Source organism: Rhizobium mesoamericanum STM3625, from assembly GCF_000312665.1.
Lineage (GTDB): Bacteria > Pseudomonadota > Alphaproteobacteria > Rhizobiales > Rhizobiaceae > Rhizobium > Rhizobium mesoamericanum.
This window is the reverse complement of record NZ_HF536773.1, coordinates 1,045,276-1,063,882: the sequence shown is the minus strand read 5'-3', so window position 1 is coordinate 1,063,882 and position 18,607 is coordinate 1,045,276. Positions and strand designations below refer to the sequence as shown.

Below are 18,607 nucleotides of genomic sequence, written 5' to 3'. Positions count from 1 at the left end.
TTGTTGTGGCGGGCTTCGAAAAGCTCCTCAATCGCAGATCCTTCTTGCTGAGCTATCGCCCCGCGCGAGGCGAGGTCGCGGCAGCAACAGGTGCTGGCTGAGGCACATTGGTATTCCTGGCTGTCGCCATTGCACTCAGCGCATTGCGGATCTCCGCCAGAGTGTTGTTGGCGAAAATGCCGATCGCCAGACCACCGGCAATGGCCAGCAGGTGAAAGACCGGGCCCGGCAAGGCGCCGGCTATGGGCATCATAAGCAGTTCCGGTGCGAAGCGGTGCAGCAGGTAGATGGGAAAGGCCGAGACTGCAATCACTGTCACCACGCGACCGAGCCATACGGGCAAGCGAATATGCGGCAGATAAAGAAGGGCAAGAAGCGCCGCGAAGATCGTCAGATACTTGACCGTCGTTCCAATCCAAACCGTCTCCCAGAAGGCGAGATAACCAAGCACTGCTGAAGCAAGCGCCATCAGAACCATGCGCCGGGCGTTACTATCGGCAAGGCCGGCGCACCAGCCGAAGATCGCGAGGTGGAATCCCCAATAGATCGTGAAAATCTGCCGGTTGCCGATGTCAAAGACGAAAGGAAGAAAAAAGCGAGCGGCGACTGCCATCCCGAGCAGGCCAAGCGAAAAGGCAAAAGGTTGTGCCAGCGCAAACCTGCGCACCCGAGGCATCGCGAAAATAAGCGTGAAGACGAGAAGCGTCTGTGCGTAAGCTTCGATGAACCAGTAGAGATAGGGGACCATCTCGTGACGCTCCGGGTCGGCATAGCCAAAATTGCCGGTCAACATGATCGAGGCCCAGGGAACCGTCCGCCACACGAGAGCATAGGCGGCAACAATGCAAAAATAGGGAGTAAGAATGTTGATGGCGGGCCGCAGCGCAGGGCGGAATTGGCCGGCAAGGAAGTGGGCTGACTGGAAGCGCGCTAGGCTGAAGCCGACGAGGAGCATCATGACGCCCGATCCGCCGGGGATGGGCCATAGCATCTCGTGGTGCAGCACCACCATCAGGATGGCCGCAGCCCTTAGGACCAGATCGGTTGGCAGCGCTCTTGTGTCTGCAATCCGGGAGGGGCGTTTTGCCTTCAGGCAATTGTCGAGTTCGGCGATCCGCGTGTGCACCCAGCCTTCCGGCAGGTCGAGGCCAAGCCGGTCGAGTTCAAGTGCTAGCTGCAGGAAACGAAGAGAATCGCCGCCAAGCGAGACAAAGCTGTCATTGCGGCCGACTGTGAGCGGATAGAAGACGCGGGCATAAGCTTCCAGCACGCTGACGGACGCCGGACGGTCTTTCTCGCGCGTTTGCTGCATCGTCTTTGCGAGGCTGTCATAGTCGATCTTGCCGGAAGCAAGCCTTGGGAGGCTCGTTTGCTCAGTAACGGAGATCAGGTTCACGGGAAGATGGCTCGCCTCCGCAAGGGTCCGCCGCGTCCGATCAGCCGCGCCAATGTCAGTCACATAGGCCTGCAGACCTTCATCGTCACCCACCACGGCAGCAGCAATGCCTGCCTTCGCCAGAGCCTGCTCCATGATGTCGAAGCCGATCCTCAGACCTGCAACCTTTGCGAAACGGCTTTTCCGCCCGACGATACGGAAGAAACCCTGCTCGTCGCGGACTGCGATATCGCCGGTGTGCAGCGCCTCGACCTCGGCGGGGCGCGCAAGGTCGATGCGATCTGAACCGTAGCCCATCATCACGTTCGGGCCTGCGTAGACGAGCTCCCCAGCAGCACCCGGTCGGTCGACCGGATTTCCGTTATCATCCACGAGGCTGAGGCTGCCGGCGGGGATGGCAATGCCGATCCGCTCTTCATTGTCCGACAGGCTTTCTGGCGGCACGAAGGCGATACGGGCTGCAGCCTCGGTCTGGCCGTACATGACGAAGAAACGACCGCCATTGGCGCGCATGTGATCTCGGTAGAGGCGAATGAGTTCGGGGGCGAGCCGTCCGCCAGCGACCGTCATGAAGCGCATCGTCTTGAGCCTAGTCGCCCGAAAGGGGGTCTTCTCCATGAGCTCGTAGGAATAAGGCACACCCGAAAAATTGGTGCAGCCGCTTTCGCCAATCACTCGTGCGAAATCGTCGCTCATCACGGAGACATCGGGCAGGAAAATACTGCCGCCGGCGACCAGGTGAGAATGGAGGACAGATAGTCCGTAGGAGTAATGAAGTGGCAGGACCAACGCAGCCCGGTCCGCCGAGGAAAGGTCGAGATAATTTGCTATCGAGCGAGCATTGGCGTCGAGATTGGCGTATGAAAGGCGCACGGCCTTGGCAGTGCCCGAGCTGCCGGAGGTCATGAGCACGAGAGCGAGATCGGGATGAAGTTGCTGCGTGCTTCGCGCAGACCGGCTTTCATCGAACAGGCGCCAGCGGCCGTCGGCTTGCCGGAAGGTGAAGTCGGGTCGAAAGGCCGCTCGAAAATCGGTCCATAGCCGGTCGTCGCATGGGGGCAGCATCGCCACTGCGTGGCCAGCGCGCAAGGCACCTAGATATGCAACGATCATATGTTCCGAGGTTTGCGCCGAGATTGCGATAAGCCGCTTTTCTCCTTGGCCCAGCCGCTCTGCAAACCGTAACGTTCGCGCGTTGAGGTCAGCGTATGAAAGCGTCCTCCCATCGGCGAAGATAAGCGCCACGCGATCATCCGCGCGAAGGATTTCGGAGAAGATGTCGAGAGGGGTCATGCTCGCGCTTTAGGTTTCCGGAAAACGTTCCGAAGCGCCTATTATACATGAGTTTCGCAGTCAACTACTGGCGGCCTAGCCCGTCGGTTTTTGATCTTGTTGGCGGCTTTCCCACTTTCGAAAGGATTGTGATCGTCGCTGCAAACTCATCTTTGCGGATCGTCGATCCGATATCATCCAAATTCGGGGTTTACGTCATTCCCCGCACTGCAATGCTGCTCGATGAAATTAGACAGGAAGGTTGAAGCGCGAACGCAGCTCCGATGGACAGCGATCGCCTGAGGCACTTCCGAGAATGGCCCCTCAACAACGCGGAAACCTGGATTCTCCTCGCAGAAACGTGACAGGGACTCTGTCAAGCCAGCGGCCGCATCGCACTCGGAGGATACGAGCATACCGAGGGCGGAGGCGGGATTTTCGGTATGGAGGACAATTGCATTTTTAACCTGTCGCTCAAGCTGCTTTGTATAAGCAGCGTTTCTGGCGGCGGCGATGCGCACTCCTTCGACATCGACATGCTCCAAGCTGTCCAACGGGCTGCTGTCTGGTACCAGGAAGCTGGCGGTCACCCTGGTATAGGGGGGCGAGAAGGAGAACCTATCGGCACGTGATGGATCGGATGCAATGAACGCAACGTCCCATTCGTCGCCTTCGGCAGCCGCAAGAATGTCAGCGGCCGATCCGTATCGAACCAGCGACAGACCACAGTCAAGTTCTGCTGCAAGTGCGACCGCGATCTTCGCGCTCGACCCTGTTAGCGTGCCTGTCACTGGATCGAGTTGGACAAGTGCGGCATTTGACATGTTGACCGCCGCTCTGATGACTCCGGTCGGTGCGATTTCAGTGAGGAGTTCATCACGTTGCGGCATTGCTTTACGCTCCTTGCGATGCAAACCGTGCCGCGAGTGCTTCTGATCCCCTCGCCAGAACAGCGACATCGACACCAACGGCAGTAAATAGCGTTCCCAGTGAGATGCACCGTGCCGCGAACTTCTCATCCGGGGTAAGAATGCCCGCAGGCTTGCCCAACGCTTTCAGGCGTTCAATCGCGTCGACAATTGCCTCGACCACCTCCGGGTGGTTCGGTTGGCCCCTGTGTCCGAAACTCGCTGCCAGGTCTGCCGGTCCTATGAAGACGCCATCCACTCCCTCTACCGAGGCAATCGCCTCAAGGCTGTTAAGCGCTTCCCGCGTCTCGACTTGCAGCAACAGGCAAATTTCCCGTTCGGCATTTTGCGCATAGTGCGCAACTCGGCCAAAACGAGTGGCACGCGTCAGGGCAGAAACACCACGAATTCCATCGGGAGGATATCGCACGGCCGCCACTGCGGCTTTCGCCTCTTCCACGTTCTGAACGTAGGGAATGAGCAGTGTCTGAACGCCGATATCCAAGAAACGTTTGATGAGAACGGGATCGTTGATGGCAGGACGGACGACTGGAGAAACGTCGTAGGGTGCGACCGCCTGCAATTGCGGCAATACGGTCAAAACGTCACCCGGGGAATGTTCCGTGTCGAACAGGAGCCAATCGAAACCTGAAGGCGCGACGATTTCCGCGGCGTAGCTTCCCGGCAAGGCACACCACAGGCCGATCTGACTTTGACCAGCGAGAAGCTTCTGCTTGAACCGATTGACAGGATGTTCCATCTAGCACCTCACACGAACGACACGCCGATGGAGCCAACAGGGCCATAGTCGGCCTGGATCACATCACCTTTCACGATATCGACAGGACGCGTGAAGGAGCCCGCCAGGACTATTTGTCCTTTCTTCAGGCCACCGCCCACAGCATGAAGCTTGTTGACCAGCCACGCGATTCCGGCTGCCGGATGTCCCATGATCGCCGCCGACACGCCCGATTCCTCGATGATGCCGTTCTTGGAGAGAGTCGCTCCTACCCACCGGACATCAATGTCCATCGGGCGAATTATACGGCCGCCAACGACGATGGCGCCGAAAGCTGCGTTGTCCGCAATGGTATCGGTGATCGCTCGAGGGACTTCCGTCCGGTAGTCGATAATCTCGAGCGCCGGGACAACGAACTCGGTCGCGCGCATGACGTCATAAATCCTGGTGCCAGGCCCGACGAGATCCTCACCCATAACAAAGGCCAGCTCGACCTCAAGGCGCGGCTTGATAAACAAATCCGCCCTGATCTGCGCTCCGTCGTTGTAAAGCGCATCGTCAAGAATGCAGCCGTAGTCTGGCTCCGTCATCTTCGAAGCCATCTGCATTGCGCGTGACGTCAAGCCGATCTTATGCCCGACGATCCGTGCGCCCTTGGCCACCCTCGCCTGCGCCCACAAAGCCTGAATCCGATAGGCGTCCTCGAGTTCGAGGTTCGGGAAGGTCTTGCTAGGCTGAATGATCGGCTTGCGCTCGATTTCAGCTTTGAGCAGCGCGTCTGCCGCGGCCCGGCGTTCTTCTTCTGTGATCATATCGTTTGCTCTGCTGGTCGTGATTATTTGATCGGGGGACGCGGCAAAACGGCTTCGCCGGGCTCCATGACATAGGTGTAGTCGAGCGAGAACCACGGACCAGGAATATCCGCTTCGGTCGGATGGGGCTCCTCGTGACGAATGAAGTCGCCGGTCAGCGCTGCTGTGACACCGAACTGAACATCGGAGTCGATGTTCGGGTCGCTGGGGTCAAAGACCTGGGAAATCAGCGTCTTGTATCCATGCTTGAAGATCAGTGCGTGCAGGTGCGCTGGTCGGTACGGATGGCGCCCCTGCGCTTTGAGCAGGCGTCCGACAACACCATCGACCGGTATCGGATATCCGACCATCTTGACGGTCCTGAACCAGAACCGACCTTGCTCGTCGGTCATGAATTTGCCGCGCAAGTTCATCTCGGCCTGATCCGGGTCCTGGTTTTCATAAAGCCCGACGGGAGATGCATGCCACACATCCACTTCGGCGCCGGCAATTGGCTTGCCGTCGCGGTCGACGACCCTGGCATGCACGAATAAGGGAGTGCCAGGGGTCTCGGATCGGATGATCGACCCGCCATTTTCGACTCGCGGAGAGTTGAGGCGCCAGAACGGGCCCAACAGCGACTGGGAGGTCTCAGTCTGACCTCTGTCGCCGTTGTTCAGCAGGCATACAAGTGAAGACACGCCAAGAGAACCGGCCATCAGCACAAACTCGTTGTGGTGATCAGTATGCAGCTTCCCGATCTCATTCAGTATCGCTGTCGTCTCGCGAAACTCGACCTCCGTCAGTCGAACCTCGCGCACGAAGGCATGAAGATGCGTGACCATCGCCACGAGGATTTCTCGCAGGCGGGGGTCTTCAGTGCGATTCATTGCAGCGAGGACGGCTGGCGTCAGATCGCTTTCAGTTTTGATCACCATTGGGCTACCTCCCGATTTCTCTGACTATCCAAATAATCGATTATCTGTCAAGGCCGCCATGCATTCGTGCGGCCCATGGAAGTCAAGGGGGAGGGGATTAGCACATTCGGAACGCTGATTTTATTGCGTTATTGTTGCGTGAAAGGAAGCTCTGGCTTGTCCTTTTGCAAAATTAAGCGCATCCAAGTTGACAGAAATAATCGTTTATTATATCGATCGTCGACGATTAATTCGGGGAGCCGGGGAGGGAACAATGGTGCAGGATGACGACGGCGCATTTGCTCCAGAAGACGCTCCACCGTCTTCTGGCTTTCTCGATGACGGCAAAAACACAATTGGGAGCCAGCTTGCATCCCGTCTTCGTGAGGCGATCATCTCCGGCGAGCTTCAAGCCGGCAGCAAGATCAATCTCGACAAGGCGCGCAAGACGTTCAACGTAAGCCTCAGTCCGCTGCGCGAAGGGTTGGCGCGGCTGATATCGGACGGTCTAGTGGAGTTCGAGGACAATCGCGGCTACCGCGTTTCAGCAATTTCCTTGGCCAATCTGGAAGAGATCACCACCCTGCGCGAAGAGTTTGAAGTCTTTGCGCTTCGCGAATCCATGCGGCTCGGCGATGTGGAATGGGAGGGCAATGTCATGCGCGCGCTGCATCGCCTTAACCGCACCGAGCGCGACGCGGCTCGGCCAGAGACACTGGAGCGCTGGGAAGAACTCCACCGCGAATATCATCTGACACTCATCTCTGGCTGCGGGAAGCCGATCCTGCTGCATTTCTGCAGATTGCTTCTAAATCTGAACGACCGTTATCGCCGCGTGTTTCTGACCCGCACGTCGGGTGACCGCAACGTCAGCCAGGAGCACAGTGAGATTGCTCAGGGAGCCGTCGCGCGGGATCTGGACTATGCGTGCGATATGTTGCGTCAGCATATCCACCGCACGGGAACCAACCTGCGCAATCACCTTTCAACGAAGGGGATTTTGTAATGACGGTCGCGGCGTCAAGACAGAGGCTTGAACTGGGCGTGGCGCATTTTTCATCCATCGCGCTGCCGCCCAAGGAATTCGCCGTGGTGGCTGCTCGGGCGGGTTTTGCGTCGATAGGTCTGCGTCTTCACCCTGCCTTCCCTGGCGCCCCTTTCTACGAGTTGCCGGTCGGCAGTCACAGCGCCCAGGAATTCAAGACAATTGCCGATGGCGAAGGCGTCAAGGTGTTCGATATCGAGTTCTTCGTGATCGACGAGAGCTTCGTTGCGGCCTCCCATGAGGCGATCGTGGCCGCCGCTGCGAACATAGGCGCGCGCCGGCTGAGTGTTTGCGGCGATGATCGAGACGGCGGCCGTCTTGCCGCAAACCTTTCAGAGTTTTGCGCCCTCGCGGCGCGATATGGCATGTCAGTCGACATCGAAAATATGGGCTGGCGGACAGTCAGAACCTTTCGCGACAGCGTAGCAGTCGTGAATTCCTGTGGAGCAGAGAACGCCGGTGTCCTCGTTGACGGGATTCACTTCTTTCGAAACGGAGCCTCGATCGACGAGCTTCGTGTAAATGCAGGGAAGGTAAAACACGTCCAGCTTTGCGACGTCCGCGGGCCCGCTCCAAAAACATCGGACGCAATGATCGCCGAGGCGAGAAGCGGTAGGCTCGCTCCTGGAGAAGGCGAATTGCCGTTGAAGGACCTCTGGGCGGCAACCGAATCCGGCGCGGCTATCTCGGTTGAAGTGCCACTCGTTGGGCCGGTGGACCCGGATAGACATCTAAAACATCTGCATGACTGCGTACTGGGAGTTTTGAAACCGGATCATTGATCCGGCGCCGACCCGGTGTAGGCCGGTCGGGAGGAGGAAGTCTTACATGCGTTATACATTCGACTTCGGTGCGGTCCTCGACCGCGCCCCGGAATTGCTATGGGGTTCGCTTGGAACGTTTGGCCTTGCGTTGGCCGGGATGCTCCTCGCACTCGTCATTGGAATCCTGGGCGTTGTTGCAAGGGGTTCCAAGATCAAGATCATGCGCACTCTTGTAATCGTCTTCGTCGAGGTTGTGCGCAATACGCCATTCCTGGTGCAGATCTTCTTTATCTATTTCGCCCTTCCCCTCGCGGGCATCCGCCTCAATCCGACCGTTACGGCGATTATTGCCCTCGGCATCAATGGTGGGGCGTACGCAATCGAGATCATCCGAGGCGGGGTCGAAAGCGTGTCGCGCGGCCAGATCGAGGCAGGTTTTGCACTTGGTCTGCACAAGGCGGACGTCTTCCGGCTCATCGTGCTCAAGCCGGCACTGCGGGCGATTTATCCCTCGCTCACAAGCCAGTTCATCATGCTGACGCTGACAACCTCTGTCTGCACGTCAATCGCCGCTTATGAACTGACCTCGGCCGCTCAGCGCATTGAGTCTGACACCTTCCGCAGCTTCGAGGTCTACTTCACCGTGACCGCTATCTACCTGGTTATATCAACCCTGATGATGGGCCTCTTTGCCCTCATTTCTCGCCATTACTTCAACTACCCGACGCGATAGGAGGCAGCCATGGGTCCCATGGGCGAAAATGAATTCTTCTTTTTGATGCAGGGTTTGAAGTGGACTGTTCTGCTCGCGATCGTGGGGTTCATCGGTGGCGGGATATTCGGAATCCTCATCGCGCTGCTGCGCACCTCGGGGACGAAGGTCGCCCGGAGGATCACCGCAGCCTATATCGGCGTCTTCCAGGGCACGCCCCTTCTGATGCAGCTCTTTGTTGTCTATTACGGCGTTGCGCTGTTGGGCATCGAGGTCAATGCGTGGATCGCGGTGGCAATCGCCTTCACGCTCCATGCCAGTGCTTTCCTGGGCGAGATCTGGCGTGGCTCCATCGAGGCTGTGCCGAAGGGCCAGACAGAAGCCGCCAATGCACTCGGACTGCATTATGTCTCGCGGATGAAAGACGTAATCCTGCCGCAGGCCCTGAAAATCTCGATGCCGGCCACGATCGGATTCCTTGTCCAGCTCATCAAGGGCACGTCGCTGGCATCAATCGTCGGCTTCATTGAGCTTACTCGCGCCGGCCAGATCATTTCAAACCAGACCTATCGTCCGCTGCTCGTCTTCGGGATCGTCGGCGCGATCTACTTCATCATTTGCTGGCCGCTCTCCCATGCCGGAAGTGGCCTCGAAAAACGGATGGCGAAAGCTGCCCGCTAGCCGCTTCGCTCGAAGCAAAACTCTCAAGGAGGAGGATAAGCATGCATAACAATCGCAGGAATTTTCTCGGACTTGCACTGGCAACCGTTGCCTTCGCAACCGTTGGCGCTGCCGCCGCTTCTGCGGCAACTGTAGAGGAAATCAAGGCAAAGGGCACGCTCGTGGTCGGCATCCAGGGCGACAATGCGCCATGGGGGTTCGTCAACACAAGCGGCGTACAGGACGGCTTCGATGCTGACATCGCCAACCTTTTTGCCAAGGAGTTGGGCGTGAAGGTTCAGTTCCAGCCGCTCGCCGTTGCCAACCGAATTCCGGCGCTCACGACCGGCAAAGTCGACATCCTGTTTGCAACGATGGCAATGACGGAAGAACGCGCGAAATCAATTCAATACAGCAAGCCCTACGCCGCTAACACAATCTCGCTTTATGCCGCGAAGTCCGACACCGTTGCGAAGCCTGAAGACGTTGCGGGATGGGAGATCGGCGTTCCAAAGTCCAGTTCGCAGGATAAGGCTGTAACGGACGCCGTCGGATCCACCGCAACGGTCCGCCGCTTCGATGACGACGCCGCAACCATCCAGGCTCTCATCTCCGGACAGGTAAAGGCAGTTGGCGGTAACCAGTTCTACGGCCAGCGTCTGGATGCGGCGAGTGCCGGCACCTATGAACGCAAGATTAACTTTCTGACGACCTACAACGGCGTCGGGACCCGTCTCGGCGAGAAGGACTGGAACGAAGCCGTCAACGCCTTCATCGACAAGATCAAGGCCAATGGTGAGCTGGCTGCCATCACGAAGAAGTGGATGGCGATCGATCTGCCGCAGTTCCCGCAGTCAATTCCGAACATCCCGTTCACCGTCAATTAAAACCCAAACGGAGAGTTCCCGTGCTCAATTCCGCAAACGATCAACCGACTCTAATTTCCCTTGAGGACGTGCAGAAGTGGTACGGCGCTTTCCATGCATTGAAATCCATCAGTCTGTCGGTCCGCAAAGGGGAAAAAATTGTCCTCTGCGGGCCGTCAGGGTCCGGGAAATCTACGCTTATTCGCTGCATCAATGCCCTTGAGACGATCGAGGAAGGCAAGATCCTCGTCGAGGGTCAAGTGCTGGACGGAAGCACCAAATCCATTGATGCGATCCGTCGCGAAGTGGGAATGGTCTTCCAGAGCTTCAACCTCTTCCCCCATATGACCGTACTTCAGAACTGTACACTCGCCCCGATGCGTGTCCGAGGCGCAAGTCACGCCGACGCAGAGCGGCTGGCTAGAAAATATCTCGAGCGCGTTCGCATCCTTGACCAGGCGGAAAAGTATCCTGCGCAGCTATCGGGCGGACAACAACAACGTGTTGCCATCGCTCGCGCGCTCTGCATGGAGCCGAAGGTCATGCTCTTCGACGAACCGACTTCTGCCCTCGATCCTGAAATGGTGAAGGAGGTGCTCGACACAATGATCAGTCTCGCCCGTGACGGCATGACGATGATCTGTGTCACACATGAAATGGGCTTTGCCCGCCAGGTCGCTGATCGCGTCATCTTCATGGCTTCCGGAGAAATCGTCGAAGAGGCCGAACCGGAGATCTTCTTCAAGTCTCCCAAGCACCAACGCACGAAAACCTTCCTCGGCGAAATCCTTGCCCACCACTGACGTTCGAAAGCCATACCAATGCAAGACAAGAAATTCCTTGTGGGACTGATCGGGGCCGACATCCAAATGTCAAAGTCCCCGGCGCTCCACGAAACGGAGGCTCGACACCAGGGCCTCGATTACCGCTACGAGCTTCTCGACTTCGCCGAGCGAGGCCTTACTGCTTCGGCGCTGCCGGACCTCCTGGATGAGGAAGAGCGGCGTGGTTTTGCCGGAAGCAATATTACGCATCCGTGCAAGCAGACGGTGATCGCCTACCTCGATCGCCTTTCGGAGGATGCCGAGATGCTTGGTGCGGTCAACACCGTGGTCTTTCGTGACGGCGAGAGGATCGGCCACAACACCGATTGGTACGGTTTCTATGAGAATTTCCAGCGCGGCCTTGTGAACGTTGCGAGGTCGCATGCCGTCCTGCTTGGCGCCGGCGGCGCCGGTGTGGCCGTGGCGCATGCCGCAATCAAGCTCGGTATTGAGCGATTATCGATCTTTGACCAGGATTCGAAACGGGCAGAAACCTTGGCTCAGCAGTTGAACGATCGGTTCTCAAGGGATTGTGCGCATGCCACGACGGACGTCGGCAGCGCGCTTCGCTCCGCGGATGGCCTTATCCACGCGACGCCGACGGGTATGAAGAGCCATCCTGGTTTGCCGATCGATCCAGAATGGCTTCTGCCACGACATTGGGTCGCCGATATTGTCTATATGCCGCTCGTCACAGAGCTCCTTGCTCTCGCCGAAAGAAGAGGCTGCCGGACCCTTCGTGGCGGTGGCATGACCGTCTACCAGGCAGCAGCAGCTTTCGAATTGTTCACCGGGATAGCACCGGACGCAGAGCGCATGTCCCGTCATTTTACGGACCTATGCCGCCTGTCAGCTTGATGGGGAGATCCCAATGCCGCACATCATCATCGACTACAGCCGGGGCGCAGGCGAGCATGTAGCCATGGACCGACTGACGCAGACCGTGCATCGCTGCGTTCGCGATGGCGGCCTTGTGAAACCTTCCGCCGTGCGCACATTTGCGCGCGAGGCGACATACTCCTGCGTGGGCGATGAGCATGTCGATCATCATTTCATCCAAATTATTGTGCGGATGGCACCGGGTCGTACCGCGGAGACCAAGCAGAAGCTTCTTGCTGCCGTTCTCGAGGCCGCGCGGACGATCGCCGCGCCTGCTCTCGAAGCTGGAAGGCTCGGCTTACGCGCAGATCTCTACGAGTCGGACCCTGATTTTGCCGTTCAAGCAATCGCGTTCGTCTGACCAGATAGGGTGCTCAAGGAGGATACTATGAGCCTGATCTACGTTCTCAATGGACCAAACCTCAATCTGCTTGGCAAACGCCAGCCGCATATCTACGGGCATGAAACGCTCGCAGACGTGGAGGCGGACTGCCGCAAGCTGGCAGCCGAACTCGGTCATGAAATCCGCTTTCATCAGAGCAACCGGGAATATGAGATCATCGATTGGATTCATGAAGCGCGCGAGGACGGTGCGGGCATCGTCATCAATCCGGCGGCCTTCACCCATACCTCACTCGCTATCCTCGACGCCCTGAACACATTCGAAGGGCCTGTGATCGAGATCCACATCTCGAATGTGCACAAGCGCGAAAGCTTCCGACACCATTCGTTCGTTTCGCACCGCGCGGACGGCGTGATCTGCGGCCTTGGAACGGAAGGATACCAGCTTGGCATCCGGCGCGCGGCGACCATGATCAAGGCGGCGAGCAAGGGCTGAGGTGATGATGACCCGACCGGTTAAGTTGGCCGTGCTTGGCGCAGGCCTCATCGGTAAGCGCCATATTCAGCACGTCCTGACCGAGCCCTCGGCGCAACTTAGTGCCGTGGTCGATCCCACGCCGGTTGGCGAGACCATTGCCAAGGAAGTCGGCGTGAAGTGGTTTACAAGCTTCGCACAGATGATTGCCGCAGACCGTCCCGACGGGATCATCGTGGCTACGCCCAACCAGGCTCACGTGCAGAATGGATTGGAAGCCGTTGAAGCCGGCATTCCCGCACTTATCGAGAAGCCTATCGCCGACAACATTATATCCGGCGAAAAGCTGATCGCTGCGGCAGAGGCAAAAGGTGTTCCTCTTTTGACCGGCCATCACCGCCGACACAATCCGATGATGCGGAAGGCAAAGGAAATCATCGAAAGCGGGAAGCTAGGCCGCGTTCTTGTTGTCAATGCGATGTTCTGGTTGTTCAAGCCCGACGATTACTTCGACATCTCGTGGCGTCGTGAGCGCGGCGCGGGGCCGGTTTTCCTCAATCTCATCCATGATGTCGACAATCTGCGCTACCTTTTCGGCGATGTGGTCGCAGTTCAGGCACGCGAGTCCAACGCGGTGCGCGGCAACGCGGTTGAGGAAACGGCTGTGATCCTGATCGAGTTCAAGAATGGAGTTTTGGGAACTGCGACCGTCTCGGACTCGGTGGTCGCGCCGTGGAGCTGGGAGATGACAACGGGTGAGAATCCGGCCTATCCCAGAACGGAGCAGTCTTGTTACATGATCGGAGGAACGCACGGATCCCTGGCAGTTCCAGCGCTCGAAGTCTGGCGCAATCCTGGTAAACGGAGCTGGTGGGAGCCACTTGATCAGATGCGAATAGAGGTCGACGCCGAGGACCCGCTTGTCCTGCAGATCAGGCAATTCTGCAAAGTGATCCGCGGAGAAGAACCGCCGCTTGTCAGTGGGCGTGAGGGGCTCGAAACCTTGAGGGTAATCGATGCGGTAAAACGCTCGGCGGCAACGGGAGAACGCATTGAGTTGAAGTGACGCCTTGTTGGGTCAGGCTGTCGTTTGGCATTTAATTGTAAGAATGCGCCCGTTCCGGCAGGTCATGGCACTTAATTTGAGATTTTCGGTGCGATTTTCGGCGCTTGACGCTCCCCGATTCGGAAATATCCCTTTGTGATATTTGGTATTTTCCGATGAAGCTTGAACGTAGGCGGTCATCTTTTCTACGGCGGCGAATCTCACATTAAGTGCCAAAATCGAACCCAGAATCTCAGGGCAGGTGCCCGATCTCAATATAAGTGCCGCGCTATCTTATTGAAATTATCGAATTTGCAGTGTTGCGATTAAATGCGAAACCACACTGGCTAAACTAAGCGGCATGTTGCATCAGCAAGAATACGGTGACCAGCCTCGTCCCAGCGCTGTCGTTTTGAAGACCCTAGACTGTGCAGTCCAGCATCCACTGAACCCCGTACCTATCCGTGAGCTTGCCATAGTAGCTTCCCCAAGGCTGCATCACGAGTGGTGTCGTCACATTGCCGCCATCTGCCAGCTTCGCAAACAGGTCGTCAGTCCGGCCCCGATCGTCCATGATAAGAATGTGAGCCGAGCCTCTCATCGGCTCGGCGTCGTGATTGTCCGAGGCGAAGAACAGGATTCCCGGCCCCTCGAAACGGGCGTGCATCACTTTACCCTTCATCCCCTCGCTGGCGAGAGGAATTCCGTGATCTCCATGGCGCATCAACATCGTTACCCGCCCAAGGCCGCATTCCGCATAGAAGGTGAGCGCGGCATCACACTGCGTGGTGAAGAACAGATAGTTGGCCAGTTGCATGGATCAAATTCCTACTGCTGCCGGGCCTTCCGGCCCGGCTTTTGGATGGCTAATGTGGTTACGCCGCCGACCCCGTGATGGCGCTTATAAGGTCACCGTTGTCATAGCTGCGGCCAGCAATCCCCCAAGCTCCGTCAGGTGCATAGACAATGTTTGACCAAATATGGTCGCGTTGCAGCCTCCCGCCTGCGGCTCGTTCGACCACATCGGTAGCTTTCTCGATAAAGGTCCGCTTAGCTTCCGGCGTCGCCAGTGCGATCTCGGGCAGTTTCAGTTCGACGAATGCTGCCTGCGCTGGCTTCCCGGCCACAAGCACGTGCTCTCTGGGAAGGACATTGATCGAGCCGACAACGTTCGAAGTCATGAACGCATTTCCATTGAGGCCCGAGACCTCGAGGACGGCCTCCGTCAATGCTGCAAAGGCCTCCGCCTGCGCGGTAGGCGACAGCAGGCCATCCGGGATGGTCAGTGTGATGGGCATGGTCTCTCCTTGTTTTAGACATGTCCGAGTGCGATATGTACCGGACGCTCTCTATCATTAGAGAGCGACAACTCTTTATGCAAGATAAAAAGAGCGTCTGCTCTCTATGAGGTGTATATGCGCTACAGCGCTGAACATAAGAAGCGTACCCAGGCCAAGGTCATCGCCGCCGCTGGGCAGGTGTTTCGTAAGGAAGGATATGGTGGGGCGGGCATCGACGCGCTGACAAAGGCGGCAGGAGTGACGAACGGCGCCTTCTACGGGCACTTTCGATCAAAGAGCGAGGCCTTCCGCGTTGCCGTCCTTGCAGGGCTGGAAGAGTTACGTGCGGGAATATCGGCCCTCAAGGCCGAACATCCACAGGGTTGGCTGAAAAACTTCGTCAATTACTATTTGGGATACAAGCGGACATGCGATCTCGGTGAAAGCTGCGCCTTGCCAAGCTTGTCAGCCGATGTCATGCGCACCGACAACGAAACCCGAGATGCCTATACCGAAGAACTGGAGCATCTCATCGCGGAAATCGCCGCTGGCCTCCCAGAAGGTACACCAGCTGATCGTCAAGGTACGTCGCGGGACGACCGGGCCATTCTCTTACTCGCCCTGCTTACCGGCGGTGTCACTCTCGCTCGGGCTGTATCGAATCCTGCGTTATCCGAGAAGATTGCCGAGCTTGTAACGACGGAAGCGCTACGCGGGGGGAAACCCGAAGCGTAAGGCAGCAAGCAATCAGTCGGCGTTTTGCTAAGGGGCCGCCAACCTAGTCAAAAGCTCAAGTGTCATTCCGCTCTCAGCCGGAACGGAACCACAATCACTCATCAAAAAGCTCGGTGAAAATCTTCTGCACTCTAATATCAACCAAATTTTTGAACAGAGCCGACCTGCCATCAACATGTTCAGGCTGATATAAATATTACTATTTACTAATTAAGATTCTGGTATACCGTTTTTGGTGCGATCGGCACCTATGCCAAATGTCACTTCGCGGTGAGCCCTTGGAGGGGAGCGCATCCGGCCGACCGTAAGTCGCGAACGGGCCCTCGCAAACGCGGCCCACGGGAGGTGTATTATGAAACAGCTGATACTAAAAAATACAGCCGTGTTCTTCGCCGGGTTGATGCTCAGTGCGGCACCGATTGCGGCATCCCATGCTGCCGACAAGCCCACCCTCGCATTCGTCGTCAACGGAGCGTCCGACTTCTGGAAGGCCGCCGAGGCGGGTGTTAAGAAGGCGCAGGCAGAAATGCCCGATTACACCATGGAACTGAAGTATCCCGAGCAGGCGGCTGTCGCCATTCAGCAGCGTCTCATGGAAGATCTCGTCAGCGCCGGTGTCAAGGGAATCATGGTTTCCGCCGTTGATCCCAAAACCCAGACAGATGGTCTCAATAAGATAGGTTCACAGACGGCTCTCTTCACCACAGACAGCGATGCGCCGAAGACCAATCGCATCGCCTACATCGGTTCTTCGAACGTCGATGCCGGCAAGCAAGCCGCTGAAATTGCCAAGAAGGCAATGCCGAACGGCGGCAAATGCATGGGCTTTGTCGGCCTGCTGGGCGCCGACAACGCGCGCGAACGGATCGAAGGCATGAAGGACGGGCTCAAGGGCACCAAAATCGAGCTTGTCGATGTACGCGGTGACGACATTGACCAGACTCGTGCCAAGAAGAACGTCGAGGACGCGCTTGTAGCCAGCCCCGACCTCACCTGCATGGTTGGCTTCTACTCCTACAATACGCCGCGCATCTATGAGGCGCTTCGCGATGCAGGCAAACTCGGCCAAATCACCGTTGTTGGCTTTGATGACGATCCGATCACACTCGGCGGCGTCAAGGAAGGCACGATCGCCGCGACCGTGGTACAGCAGCCGTTCGAATGGGCCTATCAGGGTATGAAACTGATGGCAGCCTATCTTAAGGGGGATAAGTCAGGCATTCCCGCCAATGGCTTGATCATTATCCCCACGGTGATCATCGGCAAGGATGACGTTGACAAGTATGCCGCCAACCTGAAGGCCATGGCTGGAAAATAACCCGCTTTCGCGGCGGCGGAACTTGCCGCTGCCGCGAAGGGATCACGCCGACAATGCAGCAGTCACGGGCAGGCGATGAACCATAGCTCCGATATTCAGTCACCGGGCGCGCCCTCAACGCCGTTTCTTTCGCTTTCCGGAGTTGGCATGACCTATCCAGGCGTCGTTGCGCTCGAGGGTCTCTCACTCGACATCGTGCCAGGCGAGGTTATTGGCCTTGTCGGCGAAAACGGGGCTGGTAAATCGACCCTCATGAAGATCCTCGGGGGCGTGATTGCACCCGACCGAGGCACGATCCTGCTCGACGGGGTGGAACTGCGTTCCCTCACTGTGGAATCGAGCATCTCGTCTGGCATCGCGTTTGTGCATCAGGAACTCAATCTCTTTGAGAATCTCGATGTTGCCGCAAATATCTTCCTGGGGCGCGAACCACTGAAGGGGGGGCTTCTTAGGCTCGTCGATCGCGATCGGCTAAGGGACATGGTGAAACCACTCCTGAAGCGCGTGGGCGCACATTTTTCAGCCGACACACCGGTAGCGTCGCTTTCGCTTGCCGAACAGCAGATGGTGGAAATCGCAAAGGCGCTGTCGATCAACGCAAGGCTCGTAATCTTCGACGAACCTACCTCGAGCCTTCCACTGGCCGAAACCGAGCGGCTTCTCAGCATCATAAAATTGCTGAAGGCGGATGGTATCAGCGTTATTTTCATCTCGCATCGCCTCCACGAGGTTGAGCGCGTAGCCGACCGGGTTGTCGTACTGCGCGATGGCGCCCTTGTGGGCACGCTCGCCAAGAAGGACATCGGTCACGACCAGATGGTCAAGTTGATGATCGGCCGGGTGCTTGCGGCCCGTACAGCAAAGCCGCAGCGCTTGCCCGGCGCAGTTGCGCTGAGGGCAAATGGCTTGCGCACCGCGGCCTATCCCAGCCGGCCTGTCGACCTTGAAATCCGGTATGGAGAAATCATGGGGCTTGCGGGCCTCGTCGGCTCGGGCCGCACCGAGCTGGCAAGGGTACTCTTCGGCATTGACCGGAGTTACGGCGGAGCCATCCTGCAGGACGGACAAGAAATTGTGCTCCGTTCCGCGCGGGACGCCGTTCAACGCGGCATTTTTCTCGTCCCGGAGGATCGCAAGCGCAACGGCATTCTTCTTGATTTCCCGATCACCCAGAATATCACCCTTGCCGATCTTCCGATGCTCGCCAGCTACTTCATGCTTTCTGCCGAACGGGAGACGGCGGCGGCCGAAAAGCAGCGCCTTCGCCTCGGCATCAAGGCGCCCTCTGTCTCGACCCGAACCGGCACTTTGTCGGGTGGCAATCAGCAGAAGGTGGTGCTTGCTAAATGGCTGTCGATGAGCCCAAAGGTAATGATCTTCGACGAGCCGACACGCGGTATCGATATTGGCGCGAAACAGGAGATCTACGGTCTGATGCGAGCGCTTGCCGATGCCGGTGTCGCGATCTTGATGATCTCCAGCGACATGGAAGAGGTGATTGGTGTTTCTGACCGCATTGGCGTGATGCATGAGGGCCAGATTGCCGGCATTCTTGATGAGGACGACTTCAGTCAGGAAAGCGTCCTTTTGCTTGCCGTCGGCAGAAGCGTAAAATAGCCGCCTTGCCACTATGCTTAGG

20 protein-coding genes are annotated in these 18,607 nt (G+C 57.6%); 13 read left to right on the top strand and 7 right to left on the bottom strand.

Going from position 1 to position 18,607, the window contains the following annotated elements; all coding sequences use genetic code 11:
• Nucleotides 1-52 precede the first annotated feature (52 nt).
• From BN77_RS25215 to BN77_RS25195, 5 genes are all read right to left on the bottom strand, one after another.
• Nucleotides 53-2,689, bottom strand: coding sequence for an AMP-binding protein (locus BN77_RS25215; protein ID WP_007537453.1), 2,637 nt, complete (start codon nt 2,687-2,689; stop codon nt 53-55).
• A gap of 173 nt (nt 2,690-2,862) precedes the next feature.
• Nucleotides 2,863-3,558 carry a transporter substrate-binding domain-containing protein gene (locus BN77_RS25210; protein WP_007537450.1) on the bottom strand — a complete coding sequence of 232 codons (696 nt, stop codon included), beginning with the start codon at nt 3,556-3,558 and terminating at the stop codon, nt 2,863-2,865.
• Nucleotides 3,559-3,562: 4 nt separating this feature from the next.
• Complete coding sequence (gene hpaI, locus BN77_RS25205) at nt 3,563-4,336, bottom strand: 4-hydroxy-2-oxoheptanedioate aldolase (RefSeq protein ID WP_007537448.1); 774 nt, start codon at nt 4,334-4,336, stop codon at nt 3,563-3,565.
• Between the two features lie 8 nt (nt 4,337-4,344).
• The gene (locus BN77_RS25200; RefSeq protein ID WP_007537446.1) at nt 4,345-5,127 is read right to left on the bottom strand and encodes a fumarylacetoacetate hydrolase family protein; all 783 of its coding nucleotides are present in this window, start codon (nt 5,125-5,127) and stop codon (nt 4,345-4,347) included.
• A gap of 23 nt (nt 5,128-5,150) precedes the next feature.
• Complete coding sequence (locus BN77_RS25195; protein ID WP_007537444.1) at nt 5,151-6,044, bottom strand: intradiol ring-cleavage dioxygenase; 894 nt, start codon at nt 6,042-6,044, stop codon at nt 5,151-5,153.
• Nucleotides 6,045-6,297: 253 nt separating this feature from the next.
• Between BN77_RS25195 and BN77_RS25190 the strand changes: the two genes are divergently transcribed.
• Genes BN77_RS25190 through BN77_RS25145 form a run of 10 tightly spaced genes read left to right on the top strand, consistent with a single transcriptional unit; the run spans nt 6,298 to nt 13,656 of the window.
• Entirely contained in the window at nt 6,298-7,029 is a 732-nt protein-coding gene (locus tag BN77_RS25190; protein WP_007537442.1) for a GntR family transcriptional regulator, read from the top strand.
• Nucleotides 7,029-7,850 carry a sugar phosphate isomerase/epimerase family protein gene (locus BN77_RS25185; RefSeq protein WP_007537440.1) on the top strand — a complete coding sequence of 274 codons (822 nt, stop codon included), beginning with the start codon at nt 7,029-7,031 and terminating at the stop codon, nt 7,848-7,850. Before BN77_RS25190 ends, BN77_RS25185 begins: the two co-directional genes overlap by 1 nt.
• Before the next feature lie 46 nt (nt 7,851-7,896).
• Nucleotides 7,897-8,565 carry an amino acid ABC transporter permease gene (locus tag BN77_RS25180; RefSeq protein WP_007537439.1) on the top strand — a complete coding sequence of 223 codons (669 nt, stop codon included), beginning with the start codon at nt 7,897-7,899 and terminating at the stop codon, nt 8,563-8,565.
• Between the two features lie 9 nt (nt 8,566-8,574).
• On the top strand, nt 8,575-9,225 hold the full coding sequence (locus BN77_RS25175; RefSeq protein ID WP_007537437.1) for an amino acid ABC transporter permease: 651 nt from the start codon (nt 8,575-8,577) through the stop codon (nt 9,223-9,225).
• Between the two features lie 41 nt (nt 9,226-9,266).
• Entirely contained in the window at nt 9,267-10,091 is an 825-nt protein-coding gene (locus tag BN77_RS25170) for a transporter substrate-binding domain-containing protein (protein ID WP_007537435.1), read from the top strand.
• A 20-nt stretch (nt 10,092-10,111) separates the two neighbouring features.
• Nucleotides 10,112-10,873: an amino acid ABC transporter ATP-binding protein gene (locus BN77_RS25165; protein WP_007537433.1), complete on the top strand. Its 762-nt coding sequence runs from the start codon at nt 10,112-10,114 to the stop codon at nt 10,871-10,873.
• 18 nt (nt 10,874-10,891) lie between these two features.
• Complete coding sequence (locus BN77_RS25160) at nt 10,892-11,752, top strand: shikimate dehydrogenase (RefSeq protein ID WP_007537431.1); 861 nt, start codon at nt 10,892-10,894, stop codon at nt 11,750-11,752.
• Between the two features lie 13 nt (nt 11,753-11,765).
• On the top strand, nt 11,766-12,134 hold the full coding sequence (locus BN77_RS25155; RefSeq protein ID WP_007537429.1) for a 5-carboxymethyl-2-hydroxymuconate Delta-isomerase: 369 nt from the start codon (nt 11,766-11,768) through the stop codon (nt 12,132-12,134).
• A 27-nt stretch (nt 12,135-12,161) separates the two neighbouring features.
• Nucleotides 12,162-12,611, top strand: a complete 450-nt coding sequence (aroQ, locus tag BN77_RS25150) for a type II 3-dehydroquinate dehydratase (protein WP_007537427.1) — start codon at nt 12,162-12,164, stop codon at nt 12,609-12,611.
• A gap of 7 nt (nt 12,612-12,618) precedes the next feature.
• On the top strand, nt 12,619-13,656 hold the full coding sequence (locus tag BN77_RS25145; RefSeq protein WP_040678772.1) for a Gfo/Idh/MocA family protein: 1,038 nt from the start codon (nt 12,619-12,621) through the stop codon (nt 13,654-13,656).
• Between the two features lie 400 nt (nt 13,657-14,056).
• Here BN77_RS25145 and BN77_RS25140 read toward each other — a convergent pair whose 3' ends face one another.
• Both BN77_RS25140 and BN77_RS25135 read right to left on the bottom strand, forming a co-directional pair.
• Complete coding sequence (locus BN77_RS25140; RefSeq protein ID WP_007537422.1) at nt 14,057-14,452, bottom strand: VOC family protein; 396 nt, start codon at nt 14,450-14,452, stop codon at nt 14,057-14,059.
• A 58-nt stretch (nt 14,453-14,510) separates the two neighbouring features.
• Nucleotides 14,511-14,933, bottom strand: a complete 423-nt coding sequence (locus BN77_RS25135) for a tautomerase family protein (protein ID WP_007537420.1) — start codon at nt 14,931-14,933, stop codon at nt 14,511-14,513.
• Nucleotides 14,934-15,050: 117 nt separating this feature from the next.
• Between BN77_RS25135 and BN77_RS25130 the strand changes: the two genes are divergently transcribed.
• The 3 genes from BN77_RS25130 (at nt 15,051) to BN77_RS25120 (ending at nt 18,585) form a co-directional block, all read left to right on the top strand.
• Nucleotides 15,051-15,650 carry a TetR/AcrR family transcriptional regulator gene (locus BN77_RS25130; protein WP_007537418.1) on the top strand — a complete coding sequence of 200 codons (600 nt, stop codon included), beginning with the start codon at nt 15,051-15,053 and terminating at the stop codon, nt 15,648-15,650.
• Nucleotides 15,651-16,002: 352 nt separating this feature from the next.
• Entirely contained in the window at nt 16,003-16,968 is a 966-nt protein-coding gene (locus tag BN77_RS25125; RefSeq protein ID WP_007537416.1) for a sugar-binding protein, read from the top strand.
• A gap of 75 nt (nt 16,969-17,043) precedes the next feature.
• The gene (locus BN77_RS25120; protein WP_040678437.1) at nt 17,044-18,585 is read left to right on the top strand and encodes a sugar ABC transporter ATP-binding protein; all 1,542 of its coding nucleotides are present in this window, start codon (nt 17,044-17,046) and stop codon (nt 18,583-18,585) included.
• Nucleotides 18,586-18,607 lie beyond the last annotated feature (22 nt).

What these genes read in the sequence shown, in the direction of transcription:
- BN77_RS25215 (WP_007537453.1), bottom strand. Translation starts at nt 2,689, where the DNA reads ATGACCCCTCTCGACATCTTCTCCGAAATCCTTCGCGCGGATGATCGC.
- BN77_RS25210 (WP_007537450.1), bottom strand. Translation starts at nt 3,558, where the DNA reads ATGCCGCAACGTGATGAACTCCTCACTGAAATCGCACCGACCGGAGTC.
- hpaI (WP_007537448.1), bottom strand. Translation starts at nt 4,336, where the DNA reads ATGGAACATCCTGTCAATCGGTTCAAGCAGAAGCTTCTCGCTGGTCAA.
- BN77_RS25200 (WP_007537446.1), bottom strand. Translation starts at nt 5,127, where the DNA reads ATGATCACAGAAGAAGAACGCCGGGCCGCGGCAGACGCGCTGCTCAAA.
- BN77_RS25195 (WP_007537444.1), bottom strand. Translation starts at nt 6,044, where the DNA reads ATGGTGATCAAAACTGAAAGCGATCTGACGCCAGCCGTCCTCGCTGCA.
- BN77_RS25190 (WP_007537442.1), top strand. Translation starts at nt 6,298, where the DNA reads ATGGTGCAGGATGACGACGGCGCATTTGCTCCAGAAGACGCTCCACCG.
- BN77_RS25185 (WP_007537440.1), top strand. Translation starts at nt 7,029, where the DNA reads ATGACGGTCGCGGCGTCAAGACAGAGGCTTGAACTGGGCGTGGCGCAT.
- BN77_RS25180 (WP_007537439.1), top strand. Translation starts at nt 7,897, where the DNA reads ATGCGTTATACATTCGACTTCGGTGCGGTCCTCGACCGCGCCCCGGAA.
- BN77_RS25175 (WP_007537437.1), top strand. Translation starts at nt 8,575, where the DNA reads ATGGGTCCCATGGGCGAAAATGAATTCTTCTTTTTGATGCAGGGTTTG.
- BN77_RS25170 (WP_007537435.1), top strand. Translation starts at nt 9,267, where the DNA reads ATGCATAACAATCGCAGGAATTTTCTCGGACTTGCACTGGCAACCGTT.
- BN77_RS25160 (WP_007537431.1), top strand. Translation starts at nt 10,892, where the DNA reads ATGCAAGACAAGAAATTCCTTGTGGGACTGATCGGGGCCGACATCCAA.
- BN77_RS25155 (WP_007537429.1), top strand. Translation starts at nt 11,766, where the DNA reads ATGCCGCACATCATCATCGACTACAGCCGGGGCGCAGGCGAGCATGTA.
- aroQ (WP_007537427.1), top strand. Translation starts at nt 12,162, where the DNA reads ATGAGCCTGATCTACGTTCTCAATGGACCAAACCTCAATCTGCTTGGC.
- BN77_RS25145 (WP_040678772.1), top strand. Translation starts at nt 12,619, where the DNA reads ATGACCCGACCGGTTAAGTTGGCCGTGCTTGGCGCAGGCCTCATCGGT.
- BN77_RS25140 (WP_007537422.1), bottom strand. Translation starts at nt 14,452, where the DNA reads ATGCAACTGGCCAACTATCTGTTCTTCACCACGCAGTGTGATGCCGCG.
- BN77_RS25135 (WP_007537420.1), bottom strand. Translation starts at nt 14,933, where the DNA reads ATGCCCATCACACTGACCATCCCGGATGGCCTGCTGTCGCCTACCGCG.
- BN77_RS25130 (WP_007537418.1), top strand. Translation starts at nt 15,051, where the DNA reads ATGCGCTACAGCGCTGAACATAAGAAGCGTACCCAGGCCAAGGTCATC.
- BN77_RS25125 (WP_007537416.1), top strand. Translation starts at nt 16,003, where the DNA reads ATGAAACAGCTGATACTAAAAAATACAGCCGTGTTCTTCGCCGGGTTG.
- BN77_RS25120 (WP_040678437.1), top strand. Translation starts at nt 17,044, where the DNA reads ATGAACCATAGCTCCGATATTCAGTCACCGGGCGCGCCCTCAACGCCG.